Raw genomic sequence first — 14,093 nt, forward strand, 5'->3', positions numbered from 1 at the left:
CGCGGCCCGGCGCTGACCGAGCCTAGTTGGGCCTAGCTGGGCGGTGTGGCGGGCAGACGGGGATTGAGGTGGGAGCGGATCTGCAACAGGGTCTTGCGGTACTCCTCGGCGTGGTGCTCCATGAAGGAGGCGCTGTGGTTGAGGCGTCGCTCCAGCCGATCCACCAGCAGAGCCACCCTGGGGGCGGCCATACCGGCCGGCCAGCACAGTTGCAGCAGCTCCAGCAGTTGCCAGGCATCGCCGGGCAGGGCGGGGAACTCCTCCTGCAGGGTCAGCGCATACTGCACGGCCAGCTGGTGCTGGCCCGCCGCGCTGGCCCGCTGCCGTTCCTGGCGCAGGTAGGTCAGCCGCAGCTCGCGCCGCTCCAGCTGTTTCATGAAATCGCCTATGACCTGCTTGAACAGCTGCTGCACCAGCGGGGCCGGGGCAACCCTGGCCTGATACTGGCTGAGCTGGCTCAGGTAGCGCTGGGCGTGGTGGGGCAGGCCACAGAACTGGCTGACGGCAAAGCCGAGCAGCTGGTTGAGGTGGTTGTCCCGCGCGCTCTCCGGCGGGTGCTTGGCGAGCAGCAACAGGGCCTCGTCGAAGCGGTAGTCCAGGCTCAGCATCAGGGCCTGCAGCAAGGCATCCTCGTGGGCCCGCAGGGTGACGGCCTGGCTGAGGTAGCGATACTCCTGCTGCAAGGCACTGATCCGGGTGGCGCTCGGGTAGTGCCAGAGCACCGCCAGGCTGGCATTGAGGATGAAGTTCTCGATGGATACCCGGAACTTGTGATCGGCGAAGAAGCGCAGGCTGAGGGCGTTGGCCTGCTCCAGCGCCTTGCCCTCGTCCTTGAGCAGCAGCGCCAGCAGAATGGCCGCCTGGCGCCACTCCGGTTGCCAGGCCTGCTTTTGCAGCAGCAGGGTGAGCACGTCCCAGGCCCCTTCCCATTGCCGCTCGTGCAGCAGACAGGCCAGCGCCAGCTCCAGTTGCAGGGGGGCAGGCAGCCGTTCCCGGTTGCGGGCCAGATCCTTGCGCGCACTCTCCAGCTTGTTCAGTCCCAGCAGGGCGTGGATCAACCCCTTGCGCGGCCACCAGGCATCGTGCTCCGTGGTGCAGACCGCGTAGTGCTGGGCGGCGTGAAAGTGATCCTGCTGCTGCAGCAGCATGTAGCCCTTGATCCTGTCCAGCAGCGGCCCCAGCTCCCGGTGCTTCTGCTGTTGGTAGAGCAGGTCCTCGCACAGGGCGCAGCTGACCTGCCACTCCCGGAGCTTCATCGGGGCGGGCAGGGTGCGGGTCAGCCCGGTCAGCTGCACCAGTTCGCGCAGACTGGCGGTGAGCTGATCGGCGGTAAACGGCATGGGCAGCAGCAGCGGAAAGTAGAGGTCGGAAGGGGGAAACTGCAGCTGATCGTGATCCTCGTCCAGCAACAGCAGCACGCAGCCCGGTTCGAGCAGACCCAGATAGTGGGCCTCCTGCAGCAAGCGCACCCCCTCACGGGCCTGATGGTGGTACTGGCGGCAGATGACCACATCGAACGACTGCTGGCGCAGCAGGGTGGGCAGGGTCGCCAGCTCCTTGCAGTGGGTCAGCTGGGCGGGGGTGATCCCTTGCTCATTCAGCCCTCGGGAGAGGGCCGTGCTGAGCATGGCATCATCTTCGATCAGGAGGATCTGCATCCTTGGCGCTCCTTGGCTGGTTCAGGGTACGGACAAGTATGGCATGTTGCCGGAGTCAAAGAGAGCTATCACTTTTGGCGCCAGCCTGCGGGCGGTCAATTCCTCCCCGGCGTCAGGCACCTGGCGGGTTGATGAGAAACACCACAGCGCCGCGATAGGCCGCCGAGTCGACCAGCCTGCTTTCCCAAGTTTGATCCCACTCGCCTCCTTGCACCAGCCCCACCTTGAAGGGCAGGGTCAGCCGCGTCAGCGCCTGCAGGTAGCGGGCGTAGCCCGGCTCGGTGCGGCGGCCGCGATAGGTCTGCACCACCAGCTCGTCGACCACGCCGGCGAGGGCGTTGAGGGTCGCCACATCGCCGGTGCGGGTCCAGTCCAGCAGGCCGGTGATGCTGATGGCGCAGTCGGCGGGCAACTTGCGGCGGAGCTGGCGCAGAAAGTCGCCATAGTCCGCCAGCCGGTGGGTGCGGGCATCAAAATCGATCTGGACGCCGCGCACCCCATTGCCCTTGCGCTGCCAGGCCGCCAGCTGGTTGGTCAGGCTCTTGAGCAGGGCCTCATCCCAGTCGAGCCGCTCCACCCGGTAGGCGAGCCAGAGCTCCTTTACCGGCAGCTTGCTCGGCGCTATGCCTTGGCCCTGAAAGCGCACGGGCTGGCGCGCATCGAGCGGGCCTATCTCCCCCTGATGCAGATAGAGCCGCTCGGCCTGTTGCAGCACCGGCTGGGGCCTGACCCCGGCCCACAGCCAGAACTGGCGGTAGTGGCTCGCCTCGACGGCGGCGCTGGCCTCGGCGCCCAGCAGCGCCAGCATCACCAGTAATATTTGAGCTGCTTGGCCCACTGGCTCGTTCCGTGCTGGCGTTTGAGGGTGTTGAACCAGCCCTTGCGCTGGCTGAGGGGGATCTCCTGGCTGCCGCAGCTGTTGTTGCCGCTCGGGGCGTAGCAGTTGATGGCGCGGTAGAGGGCGTAGGCCTTCTCCTCCTTGGCGGCCTTGGGGTTGGCGATCACCTGTTGATACCAGTCGAGCCGGCTGCGCTGCTGGCCGGCAAACAGATCCCGGCTGCCCGCCAGGGTGTCGGCCCCCGGCCGCTGCAGGATCGGATCCCAGTCCAGCCCCTGGCTCAGGAAAAACTCGCCGAGGCAGTTGAGCGCCTTGGGGGATTTGGGGCTGTCCGCCAGGGTGGTGACCACCGCCGTGAGCGCCGGACACTGATACTCCTGGCTTCCTTGCCAGTCGAACGGAGCGGCCAGCGGAGCCAGCGCCAGATCCTGCAGGAAGCCCCGGTAGTCGCCGTGGGTCAGCTGCTTGTAGCGCAGGGTGTGGCCGGCACGCTGGCGCAGGGGCTCGGAGGCCTGCTCATTCTGCACCATGCGGCGCAGCAGCGGGGCCGGTGCCACGTACTCCAGCAGCGGAATGCGGTAGTGATCGCTCTGGATGGGGCTCTCCTTGGCGAACACCTGCTCCAGCCGGCCGGCCCGCTCCAGGGTCATGGCCAGTGCCAGCTGCAGCAGCTGATCCTGCAAGGGGGTGGGCTGGCTGGCGAGCAGGGCGCGCCATTGCTGCTCCGCCTCGGGCAGCGCCTGACTGGCCGCCAGCGCCATGCCCTTGAGCACCTGCTGGCTGAAGGCCAGGTTGTCGAGTGGTCCCTTGTCGAGGGCAGGAGCGGCGGCGATGACGGCGGCATAATCCTTGGCCAGATAGTAGCGCTCGGCCTGTTGCAAATAGGCGAGCCAGGCCGGGTTGCTGGCAAACTGGGCGCTCTGCTGCGCGAGCTCGCTGCTTTGCAGCGGCTGCCACTCGTCCCAGCTCTCGTGCAGCCGCAGCCGGCGCAGATCCTGCACCAGGGTCAGCTGCGGCATGGCGGCTGAGCCGGTGAAGCCGGGCTGCATCAGCAGCTTGAGGTCTATTTCGTTGAGCAGCTCCGGGTTGCCCGGCTGGCGGCTCGCCTGCTGGAACAGGCCGGCCAGCGCCGCCTCGTCCCCCTTGAACCAGGCGAGCCGGCGCAGCAGCCCGTTGGCGGAGTCGAGATAGCGCCCCTCTGGGTAGCGGCTGCGATAGTCGGCGATGAACTGCTCGGCGCGCTGCACGGCGGCCTGGTCAATCTGGTTGCGATCCAGGGCGCCCCAGTCATCGAAGGCGCTTTGCTGGGACTGGTTGAGGGCGACCCGGATCCGCATGTAATCCGCCGTCTCTTTCAGCCAGGGCTGATCCTGCCCGGCGAGAGCAGCAAACAGCGCATCGGCCTGGGCGAACTCCCCCTGATAGAAGAGTCGGCTGGCGGCCAGATAGTCGGCAAAGCCCTGGCCGGCGGCCGACAGCGGCGTGGCCTTGTCCTCCGGCGCCGTTTCGGTCTGCTGGGCGCACTGACCCAGCATGGCCAGCCGCTGGCGGGCCAGCTGGCTGCGCTCGTCGGCGCCAAGCGCCGGGGTGTCGACCAGCGCCTGCAGGAAGGCTTCGGCTGCAACCGGATTGTTGCTGATGCAGCGCCCCTCGCTCCAGCCGGCGGCCCGCTCCAGGGCGGCCTGGGTGGTGCTCTGCTCGATGCCGAGACCGGCGGCCAGCGCCAGCAGGGGATCCGGTCCGGCGGGGGCCGGCTCGGCTTGGGCCGGGTTGAGCAGGGCCGGGTTGAGCAGATCCTCGATGGCAAAGGGCAGCGGCAGCGGCGCCTTGGGCAGCGAGAAGGCCTGCTCATCTGCCAGCAGCAGCGCCAGGTTGGTGCGGGTGTCGTTGTCGGGGGAGAGGAACGGCAGCCCGTTCAGATGGCACTGGGCGGCGGTCAGTTGCAGGGTGAGCGGCGTCTCGCAGCCATCCGGGCCGCAGGCCAGGGCGGGCAGGCTGCACAGGGCCAGCCACAGGGGAGTCAGTTTCATGGGCGCTTCCAGCAGGAGTCGGGATGCTGGCACGCTACAAGATGGCTTCGCCCCTTTCAACTGACCATAGGGGCAGGTCGGCCGGCGGCGGGCCTACTGCAGACCGGGGCCTTTGGCCGAGAAGGGGCAGTCGCGCTGCTGGATCAGTTGTTCTCCTGAGCCCGCCGCCCCCTGCCAGTGCAGGGCAAGCTGGCCGAGGCGGCCCAGGTGGCGCAGCTCGAATTCGTAGCGCAGACAGGGTTCGGCGAGGGGCAGGCTGGCCATGCCGGCCGGCAGGCGGTAGTCGTAGCGCAGCAGGGGGCCGTCTGTCAGCGTGCTGCGGCTTGGTAGCAACCCTTCCGCCGTGGGGACGGGGGAGCTCAGCCGGCGGCGCAGGCTGAGGGGGGCATCGATCGCCTTCTGGTAGTGGAGGCCGTTCATGGCCGCCAGCTCCTCTTCCAGCCGCTGCAACTCCCCCTCCAGTCCGCTCAGCGCCGCGCCCAGCTGTTGATGAGCGGGGGAGGCGCAGCCCCCCAGCAGCAGGGTGAGAAGCAACAAGGGGGCGCGGGTCGGGTGCATGGGCTCTCCTTTGAGCGCATGGATGGGCTGGGCCGGGGCTGACTATAGCAGGGTATTGGTGGGCGGCGCGGCACGCAGCAGACCGGCGAGCCGCTCCAGCCCCTCGGCGACGCGGGCGTCGGTGGCCGGCTGGCTCAGGCTCAGCCGCACGCCCTGCGGCGCGGCGAACTGGCCGGCGGCGAAGTGTTCCCCGCTGGCCACGCCGACGTCAAGGGCGTTGGCGGCCTCGGCAAACTCCTGGCTGCGCCAGGGCTCCGGCAGCGGCAGCCAGGCGTGCATGGAGCCCGCCTGCCAACAGGCCCCCGGCAGCAGGTGGCGCAGCAGCTCGCCGCGACGTGCCAGGATCTGCCGCTGCTGCTCTACAAGAGGCATGATCTGGCGCTGGCTCACCAGCTTGCAGGCCAGCTCGATGAGCAGCGGGCTCACCATCCAGCTCGACAGTCGCATCGCCTGGGCGAAGGCGCCGCGCAGGGCCGGCGGGGTCAGCACGAAGCCGACCCGCAGGCCGCCGCAGGCGATCTTGGCCAGGCTGCCCAGATAGATGACCCGCTCCGGCGCCAGATTGACCAGCGGCGTCACCGGTTGCTGGGGCAGCAGGCCGTTGACGTCATCCTCGATGATCAGCAGGTCTTGGCGACGGGCGATGGCGACGATGGCCTCGCGCCGCGCCAGGCTCATGGTGGCGGTGGTGGGATTTTGCAGGGTGGGGGTGAGGTAGAGCAGCTTGGCGCGGCGGGTGCGGCAGGCCGCCTCCAGCGCGTCGGGCAGCAGCCCCTCTGCGTCCATCGCCAGCCCCACCACCTGATTCTTCAGCTGACGGGCGTTGCCCAGCATGCCGGGGTAGCTGAGCCCTTCGCAGAACAGGGTCTCCCCCACACAGCCGGTGGCCAGCAGGGAGAGCATGATGCCGTGCTGGGCGCCGTGGCTGAACAGCAGATACTCCTCGCTGCCCGCCACCCCCTGCTCGGCCAGCCAGTCGATGAACAGCTGGCGCTGGCCGGGCTGGCCCGCCTCCTTGTCATAACCGAGCAGGGCGTTGAGATCCCCGTCCGCCACTTCCGCCAGCATGGGGCGGATGATGGCGGCCCGATCCAGCTGCACCGGCAGGTTCTGCCACAACTCGATGCGGTGCCCCTCCTCCTTGCGGATCACCCAGGCGTTGGCCGGATCCTCATGCTCCCCCTTGACCCAGGTGCCGTGCCCCACCCGGGCTGCCAGCAGCCCGCGCCGCTCCGCCTCGCCATAGGCGCGGGTGACGGTGCCGACGGTGACGCCCAGCTTGTCCGCCAGCGCCCTGTGGGTGGGCAGCCGGGTCTCGGGTGGCAGGGAGCCGTCCTGAATGGCCTGCTCGATGGCCTTCACCAGCTTGAGGTAGAGGGGGCCGGCGAAGGGGGTGAGGTCCGGGGTCCAGATTGTCATGGTGACAATAAATCCATTGATCGAAATGTATCGGCAATATAGCGTGATTTTGAACCCGATAACAACCAAAAGTGGCACATTGTATCGATACAATGTGCGCAGTTCAGGAGTACAAAGATGACGATCGAATGGTATGCCACCCTGTTTGGCTTTGCGTTGCTCACCTGTGGCACGCCGGGTCCCAACAACCTCATGCTGACCGCCTCCGGCGCCAACTTCGGGGTGCGTCGCACCCTGCCTCATCTGATCGGTGTCGTGGTGGGACAACCCGTCTTGCAACTGGTGCTGGCGCTGGGGCTCTACCCCCTGTTCGAGCGTTGGCCGCTGCTCAAACTGAGCCTGCAGGTGTTGGGCAGCCTCTATTTGTTGTGGCTGGCATGGCGCATCGCGGTGGCCGGCGCCCCCGGCGATCCGGAGCGACGTTCACGCCCGCTGACCCTGCTGGAGGGGCTGGGCTTTCAGTTTCTCAACCCCAAGGCCTGGATGATGGGGATTTCCGCCATCAGTCTGTTCAGTCTGCCGGGCAGTGCTTACTGGCCGAGTCTGTGGGGCATCATGGCCGTCTTCCCCATGGCGGGATTGCCAGTCTGCTTTGCCTGGGTGCTGTTCGGTCATCAGCTCAGCCGCTGGATCAACTCTGACAGAGGCTGGCGCCGGCTCAACGGCAGCCTGGGGGCGCTGACCGCGCTCTGCGTGGTGATGCTCTGGTACTGAGTGCCGCCAGGGGCCGCATAAAGATGCGAAGAAAGTGCATCTGCGGCCTTGTCTGACGGGCACCGGCTCTGCATATTAGAAGGCTTGTCGCCGAGTCGGCGCCCTGCATCATCAAGAGGTTGAGATGGATCTGAACTGGTTGCTTCCCCTGGCGGGCTTTGCCCTCATCACCTGCGGCACGCCGGGCCCCAACAACATGCTGCTCACCAGCGCCGGTGCGGCCCAGGGCTTTCGCCGCAGCGTGCCCCTGCTGGTGGGGGTGGTGGGGGGGATCAACCTGATGATCCTGGCCACGGCGCTGGGGCTGGGGGTGATGTTCGAGCAACTGCCGCTGCTGCACGACGGGCTCAAGCTTATCGGCTCGGCCTACCTGCTCTGGCTGGCCTGGAAGGTGGCGACCGCCAGCGGCCCGGCCGAGGGCAACCGGCCGCTGATCCCGGCCCATCAGGGGGCCATGCTGCAACTGCTCAACCCCAAGGCGTGGATGATGGCGCTCTCCGCCATCAGCGGCTTCACCCTGGCGGGGGAGGCCTACTGGCCCTCCGCCATCTGGGTGCTCGGCATCTTCTTCGTGACCGGCCTCTATACCGGGGCCTTCTGGGTGCTGTTCGGTGCCCAGGTGCGCCGCCTCATCCGCACCGCCAGAGGCTGGCGTCGTTTCAATCTCGGCATGGGGGTCGCCACGGCGGCCTGCGTGCTGATGATCTGGATTTAGTCCGGGCCTGCGCCCGGGCCTTTACCGGCTGTCTTGTTGGCCCTGCGGGGCCTTTTTTATTCTTGGGGCGGTGCGATGACGTGCGCCGCCCTCTGCTCGGTTTGCACGATCGATTTACACGATCGGCTTACACAAGGAGGTCCCATGAAATGTATCGGTCTGCTGGGTGGCATGAGCTGGGAGTCCACCGTCAGCTACTATCAGGCGCTCAACCGGGGCGTGCGCGAGCGGCTCGGCGGCCTGCACTCGGCGCGGGTGCTGCTGAGCAGCGTCGACTTTGCCGAGATAGAGCGGCTGCAGCATATCGGGGACTGGCCCACCACTGCCCGCCTGTTGGCGGCCGAGGCGCGGGCTATCCAGGCCGGCGGCGCCGATTTTCTGCTGATCGGCACCAACACCATGCACAAGGTGGCGCCCGAGATCGAGGCCGCCATCGACATCCCGCTGCTCCATATCGCCGATGCCACCGCGCGTCAGCTGCAAGCGGACGGGATCCAAAGGGTCGGTCTGCTCGGCACCCGCTTCACCATGGAGCAGGATTTCTACAAGGGGCGCCTGCAGGACAAATTCGGGCTGGAGGTGCTGGTGCCCGGCGAGGCGCAGCGGGAGCGGGTACACCGCATCATCTATGACGAGCTGTGCCTTGGCGACATTCGCGATGGATCGCGGGCCGAGTATCTGGCCATCATCAGCGCGCTGGCCGACGCGGGTGCCCAGGCGGTGATCCTCGGCTGCACCGAGATAGCCCTGCTGGTGGGGGAGGCCGCGGCCGCGGTGCCGCTCTACGATACTACCGCGATTCACGCCGAGGCGGCGGTCACTCTGGCGCTGGCTTGAAGACAGGGGCCTGCTGGCAAGCGGATAAGCCAGAAATTGTCCGGCCGCCGGCTTGGCAGGGCTTGACCTTGCCGCAGGGTTGCTGCTTAGGCTGAAGGTCCGCTTTGGCCAACGAGGAACGACTCATGCAGCGTCGCGATTTTCTCAAATTCTCCACCGCCGTCGGTATCGCCGGTGCCCTGCCCTGGTGGGGTCGGGCGGTTGCCGCCGAGCGGCCAGCCCTGCCGATTCCTGCGCTGCTGGAGGCGGACGCCAGCGGTGTGTTTCAGCTCAGGGCCCAGCCGGGCCAGATGCAGTGGCGACGCCAGCCGACTCATAGCTGGGGCTACAACGGCAACCTGCTCGGCCCCACTCTGCGTGCCCGCCAGGGGCAGGCGGTGCGAGTCCGGGTCGCCAACCAGCTGGCGGAGACCACCACGGTGCACTGGCACGGGCTGGAGGTGCCCGGCACCGCCGATGGCGGCCCGCAGGCCAGCATCCCTTCCGGCAAAGAGTGGCAGGCGGCGTTTCGCATCGAGCAGCCGGCGGCCACCTGCTGGTATCACCCCCACACCCATGGGCAGACCGGCCATCAGGTGGCCATGGGACTGGCCGGGCTCTTCATCCTCGACGACGAGGAGAGCCTGCGGCTGCCGCTGCCCCAGCGCTGGGGCGTGGACGACATCCCGCTGGTGCTGCAGGACAAGCGGCTCGATGGGCGGGATCAGGTGGACTACCAGCTGGATGTGATGAGCGCCGCGGTCGGCTGGTTTGGCGATCTGATGCTGACCAACGGCGCCGTTTATCCGACCCACGACGCGCCTCGTGGCTGGCTGCGGTTGCGGCTGCTCAGCGGCTGCAATGCCCGCTCCCTCAGGCTGGCGACCAGTGACGGCCGCCCCTTGTATGTGATCGGCAGCGATGGCGGTCTGCTGGCAGAGCCGGTGGCGCTGAGCGAGCTGGTGCTGCTGCCGGGGGAGCGCTTCGAGGTGATGGTGGATGCCCGCAACGGCAAGGCGTTCGACCTGCTCACCCTGCCGGTACGCCAGATGGGAATGACCCTGGCGCCGTTCGATGCGGCCCTGCCGCTGCTGCGGATCCGGCCCTCCCTCATCGAGGGCAAGGGGCGTCTGCCGGACAGCCTGGCCCGGCTGCCGGCGCTGCCCGCCACCCAAGGCTTGCCGAGCCGCACCCTGACCCTGTCGATGGATCCCGAGCTGGATCGGCTGGGGATGCAGACGCTGATGAGCCGCTACGGCCACGGCGCCATGGCGGGCATGAGCATGGCCCACGGCGAGACGGGCGCCATGGCCGGGATGAAGATGGACGGGCAGGGCGACGGGATGGCGGGGATGGATCATGGCGCCATGGCCATGCCAGCGGGCGAGATGCAGCACGACACCATGGCCGGGATGCAGGAGGACAAGGGCAGTGCCAGGCCGCTGGATCTGCACGGCGGCAACCGCATCAACGGCCAGGCCTTCGCCATGAACGACCCGCAGTTTGCGGTCAAGCGCGGCCGCACCGAGCGCTGGATCATCTCGGGGGAGGGGGACATGATGCTGCACCCCTTCCATATCCACGGCACCCGCTTCCGGATCCTGAGCGAGAACGGTCAGCCGGTGGCCCCCCATCGCGCCGGCTGGAAGGACATCGTCAAGGTGGAGGGCGGGCGCAGCGAGGTGCTGGTGCGTTTCGATCACACGGCGCCCAAGGAGCGGGCCTACATGGCACACTGCCATCTGCTGGAGCACGAAGATACCGGCATGATGCTCTCGTTCACGGTGGAAGAGTAAAAAAGAATGGCCCGAACGGGGCCATTTGTTCATTTCACTGGTCAGATCTCACTATCTACGCACGCCACATACCCCTCGGCATAAAAGCGTGTAAAATTGCGCCCTGAATTTTCCGGCCAGCGCGCGCTGGCCGCGACTCCTTACCTGCAAGGCTGACACTGTGACTGAAGTAGATAGATTCGCGGACATTCGCCCCTACCGCGATGAGGAAGTGCCGGCAGCCATCGAACGGCTGATCCGGGATGATGAATTTGTCGGCGCCATCGCCAAGTATCGTTTCGGCTCCCTGATGAGCTGGCTGGGCTGGGCCATCCGCCCGCTGATCCGCCAGTTCCTGCGCTACAAGTGGTCCAAGGTGACCACCATCCATCAGGTGCAGATGGGGGTGACCCGCTACATGAGCCGGATGATCGCCACCTCCACCCAGGGGGTGACCTTCTCCGGGCTCGAGCATCTGAAGAAGGAGCAGGGCTACCTGTTCGTCTCCAACCACAGGGACATCGCCATGGATCCGGCGTTCGTCAACTGGGGGCTGCACACCCACGGGTTCGATACCGTGCGCATTGCCATTGGCGACAACCTGCTGCGCAAACCCTGCGCCACCGAGCTGATGAAGCTCAACAAGAGCTTCATCGTCAAGCGCTCCGCCAAGGGGCCGCGGGAGATGATGAAGGCGCTCGGCGAGCTGTCGGCCTACATCGGCCAGTCGGTGCACGAAGGCCACTCCATCTGGATCGCCCAGAAGGAAGGGCGCGCCAAGAACGGCGATGACAAGACAGATCCGGCCATCCTCAAGATGTTCTACGTGGACGGCAAGAAGCAGAAGATCGAGTTCGTCGACTACATGCGCAGCCTCAATATCGTGCCGGTCAGCATCAGCTACGAGCTGGATCCTACCGACAAGGCCAAGGCGCGCGAGCTGTACGAGAAGTCGGTCAACGGCAGCTACGAGAAGGGCGAGTTCGAGGACATCGAGAGCATCGTCGCCGGCATCGTCGGTCAGAAGGGGCGGGTACACGTCTCCTTCGGCGCCCCCATCACCGAGGGCTTCCGCGATCCGGACGAGCTGGCTGCGCTGATCGACAAGGCGATCTGGGGCAACTACCGCCTCTTCCCGGGCAACTACCTGGCTGCAGATGTGTCCGGCAAGGCCAACACCATCGAGCAGGCTGCCTTCCTGAGCCGTCAGTCGGAGGTGCCGGAAGAGCACAAGGCCATCTGGCGCGCCATGTACGCCAAGCCGGTGGAGAACGCCGGAAAGGCTTGAATGGCACCGGTTATCACCGGGTGATGCGAAAAAAACGGGAGCAGATGCTCCCGTTTTTGCGTCTGGTCAAAGTCGACGGTGCTGGAGTAGTGAATAATATTGTTTCAGCTGGTACGATCACTGGGCGAACGCGCTTGCGCCTCTTGGCAAGCCGCGGATGAGTGTGTAACAGTGCACTCATCCCGCTTGATACGAGCAAATGCTCTATCTCTGTCTGCACGGATTGCAGGCGGTGTGACACAAGGACCTCAACAGGGTCCTTTTTCATTTTGCGGCTAAGATGTCGCCTGAATACACCTAAGGAAGCGCCATGATCACCGGCAGTCTGAACACCCTGCAGCGCACGCCGCTGCCCGCCCCGCTGGACCGCATCATGGTCGAGGTGGTGCAAAGCGTCGAACAGTGGCTGCTGGCGCCGCTCGGCAAGCAGGAGATCGACGGCCTCACGCTGTTCTGCCTGGTGAGCGAGGAGCTGACCGAGCCGGCCGCGGATCGCCGTGGCGAGTTCCATCAGCAGTATCTGGACATCCAGCTGCTGCTGCGTGGCGAAGAGTGGATCGGGGTCGGGCCCCATGGCTATGTTGCCGAAGGCGCCGATCATCCCCATCCCGACCTCTGGTTCGTCGAGGACGAACAGACCAGTTATCTGGCGTTGCAGCCCGGCGACTTCGCCATCTTCTGGCCGGGAGAACTGCATCGCCCCCTCTGTACCCCCAACCAGCCGGCTCAGGTGAAGAAGCTGGTGGTCAAGGTGCACCGGGATCTGCTGGCCGGCCTGTGACCGCTGGCGCAGCCTGGCTGAGACGAGTGCCCGGAATCATCCGGATTTGCACTTAACATATTGAAAAATTGGGCGCACTTTCCTGCGACCATAAGCCCCCGGCAGGGGAATCCCATCCACTTTGGATGACACGACACTGTCGGCATAAAGCCGAAGCACAGGAAGATGTAGAACATGAGCAAGTTGGTATTGATCCTTAACTGCGGTAGCTCTTCCCTGAAATTTGCCGTAATGGACGCCGAAACAGGTGAGGACATGCTGTCCGGCTTGGCCGAATGCTTCAATCTGGATGACGCACGTATCAAATGGAAACTCCACGGGGTCAAGGGCGACGCCATGCTGGGCGCCGGTGCTGCGCACCAGGAAGCCCTCGACCACATCGTGGGCCACATCCTGCCCCAGGATCCCGCCCTGGCCGATCAGCTGGTCGCCATCGGCCATCGCATCGTGCACGGCGGTGAGCAGTTCTCCCGCTCCGTGCGCATCGATGACGGCGTGATTGCCGGCATCGAGGCCGCCATTCCGTTTGCCCCCCTGCACAACCCGGCGCACCTCATCGGCATCCGTGCCGCCCTCAAGGTGTTCCCGGCCCTGGCCGACAAGAACGTGGCCGTGTTCGACACCGCCTTCCACCAGACCCTGCCAGAGGAAGCCTACCTCTACGCGCTGCCCTACAAGCTCTATCGCGAGAACGGCATCCGTCGTTACGGCGCCCACGGCACCTCCCACCGCTTCATCGCCGAAGAGACCGCCAAGGCGCTGGGCAAACCGCTCCATGAGCTCAACATCATCAACTGCCACCTGGGCAACGGTGCCTCCGTCTGCGCCATCAAGAACGGCGAGTCCGTCGACACTTCCATGGGGCTGACCCCGCTGGAAGGGCTGGCGATGGGCACCCGCTCCGGCGACATAGACCCCGCTGTAGTCTTCTTCATGCACGACCAGCTCGGTTACAGCGTGGAGCAGATCAACCACACCCTGACCCGCGAGTCCGGCCTGCTGGGCATGACCGAGGCGAGCAGCGACTGCCGCTACGTCACCGGCAACTACGCCACCGACGCCGGTGCCAAGCGTGCACTGGACGTCTTCACCTATCGCGTTGCCAAGTACGTCGGAGCCTATGCTGCCGCCATGGATGGTCGCCTGGACGCCCTGGTGTTCACCGGCGGCATCGGCGAGAACGCCGCCATGGTGCGCGAGATGGTGCTGGCCCGACTGGCCCTGCTCGGCTTCAAGATCGACAAGGAGGCCAACAACGCAGCCGTATTGGGCGGTGAAGGCCCCATCACCGTCGAAGGCAGCCGTCTGGCCCTGGTGATGCCCACCAACGAAGAGCTGGTGATCGCCCGTGATGCCCTGAGCCTGGTCGGCTAAGGCACCCCCTGGTGATGACAACGCCCGGCCCCTGCCGGGCGTTGTCGTTTCGGCAATAGTGATCGGCCTGTCATTTGACATGGGGGACCAGATGCGTACCCTGACCGCTGTGTGATATTGCGGAGGT

General features: G+C 66.1%; 12 protein-coding genes. 7 read left to right on the plus strand and 5 right to left on the minus strand.

The features are described 5' to 3' along the window. Positions 1–32 precede the first annotated feature (32 nt). The 5 genes from PG881_RS03065 to PG881_RS03085 all read right to left on the minus strand — a co-directional run bounded on the left by PG881_RS03065 (position 33) and on the right by PG881_RS03085 (position 6,503). Positions 33–1,658 (minus strand): hypothetical protein, encoded by a 1,626-nt coding sequence (locus PG881_RS03065; RefSeq protein ID WP_270797979.1) that lies wholly within the window; start codon positions 1,656–1,658, stop codon positions 33–35. A 112-nt stretch (positions 1,659–1,770) separates the two neighbouring features. Continuing rightward, a complete protein-coding gene (locus tag PG881_RS03070) occupies positions 1,771–2,496 on the minus strand; it encodes a DUF3142 domain-containing protein (protein WP_270797980.1) in 726 nt (241 codons plus the stop codon). Continuing rightward, complete coding sequence (locus tag PG881_RS03075; protein ID WP_270797981.1) at positions 2,466–4,526, minus strand: hypothetical protein; 2,061 nt, start codon at positions 4,524–4,526, stop codon at positions 2,466–2,468. Before PG881_RS03075 ends, PG881_RS03070 begins: the two co-directional genes overlap by 31 nt. A 93-nt stretch (positions 4,527–4,619) precedes the next feature. After that, the gene (locus tag PG881_RS03080) at positions 4,620–5,084 is read right to left on the minus strand and encodes a hypothetical protein (RefSeq protein ID WP_270797982.1); all 465 of its coding nucleotides are present in this window, start codon (positions 5,082–5,084) and stop codon (positions 4,620–4,622) included. A 42-nt stretch (positions 5,085–5,126) separates the two neighbouring features. Then, positions 5,127–6,503 carry an aminotransferase-like domain-containing protein gene (locus tag PG881_RS03085; protein WP_270797983.1) on the minus strand — a complete coding sequence of 459 codons (1,377 nt, stop codon included), beginning with the start codon at positions 6,501–6,503 and terminating at the stop codon, positions 5,127–5,129. A gap of 117 nt (positions 6,504–6,620) precedes the next feature. On the opposite strand from PG881_RS03085, the gene PG881_RS03090 reads away from it, so the two are divergent. From PG881_RS03090 to PG881_RS03120, 7 genes are all read left to right on the plus strand, one after another. Beyond that, a complete protein-coding gene (locus tag PG881_RS03090; protein WP_016351932.1) occupies positions 6,621–7,217 on the plus strand; it encodes a LysE family translocator in 597 nt (198 codons plus the stop codon). 124 nt (positions 7,218–7,341) lie between these two features. Continuing rightward, positions 7,342–7,932: a LysE family translocator gene (locus PG881_RS03095; RefSeq protein WP_017411093.1), complete on the plus strand. Its 591-nt coding sequence runs from the start codon at positions 7,342–7,344 to the stop codon at positions 7,930–7,932. A gap of 144 nt (positions 7,933–8,076) precedes the next feature. Further along, entirely contained in the window at positions 8,077–8,769 is a 693-nt protein-coding gene (locus PG881_RS03100) for an aspartate/glutamate racemase family protein (protein WP_270797984.1), read from the plus strand. Between the two features lie 125 nt (positions 8,770–8,894). Then, the gene (gene cueO, locus PG881_RS03105; protein WP_270797986.1) at positions 8,895–10,544 is read left to right on the plus strand and encodes a multicopper oxidase CueO; all 1,650 of its coding nucleotides are present in this window, start codon (positions 8,895–8,897) and stop codon (positions 10,542–10,544) included. Positions 10,545–10,704: 160 nt separating this feature from the next. Then, complete coding sequence (locus PG881_RS03110) at positions 10,705–11,811, plus strand: 1-acyl-sn-glycerol-3-phosphate acyltransferase (RefSeq protein ID WP_270797988.1); 1,107 nt, start codon at positions 10,705–10,707, stop codon at positions 11,809–11,811. Positions 11,812–12,121: 310 nt separating this feature from the next. Then, positions 12,122–12,592: a YhcH/YjgK/YiaL family protein gene (locus PG881_RS03115; RefSeq protein WP_270797990.1), complete on the plus strand. Its 471-nt coding sequence runs from the start codon at positions 12,122–12,124 to the stop codon at positions 12,590–12,592. Positions 12,593–12,766: 174 nt separating this feature from the next. Continuing rightward, entirely contained in the window at positions 12,767–13,966 is a 1,200-nt protein-coding gene (locus tag PG881_RS03120) for an acetate kinase (RefSeq protein ID WP_270797991.1), read from the plus strand. The last annotated feature ends 127 nt before the right edge of the window (positions 13,967–14,093 follow it).

It is taken from the genome of Aeromonas sp. QDB54, assembly GCF_027707385.1.
Lineage (GTDB): Bacteria > Pseudomonadota > Gammaproteobacteria > Enterobacterales > Aeromonadaceae > Aeromonas > Aeromonas hydrophila.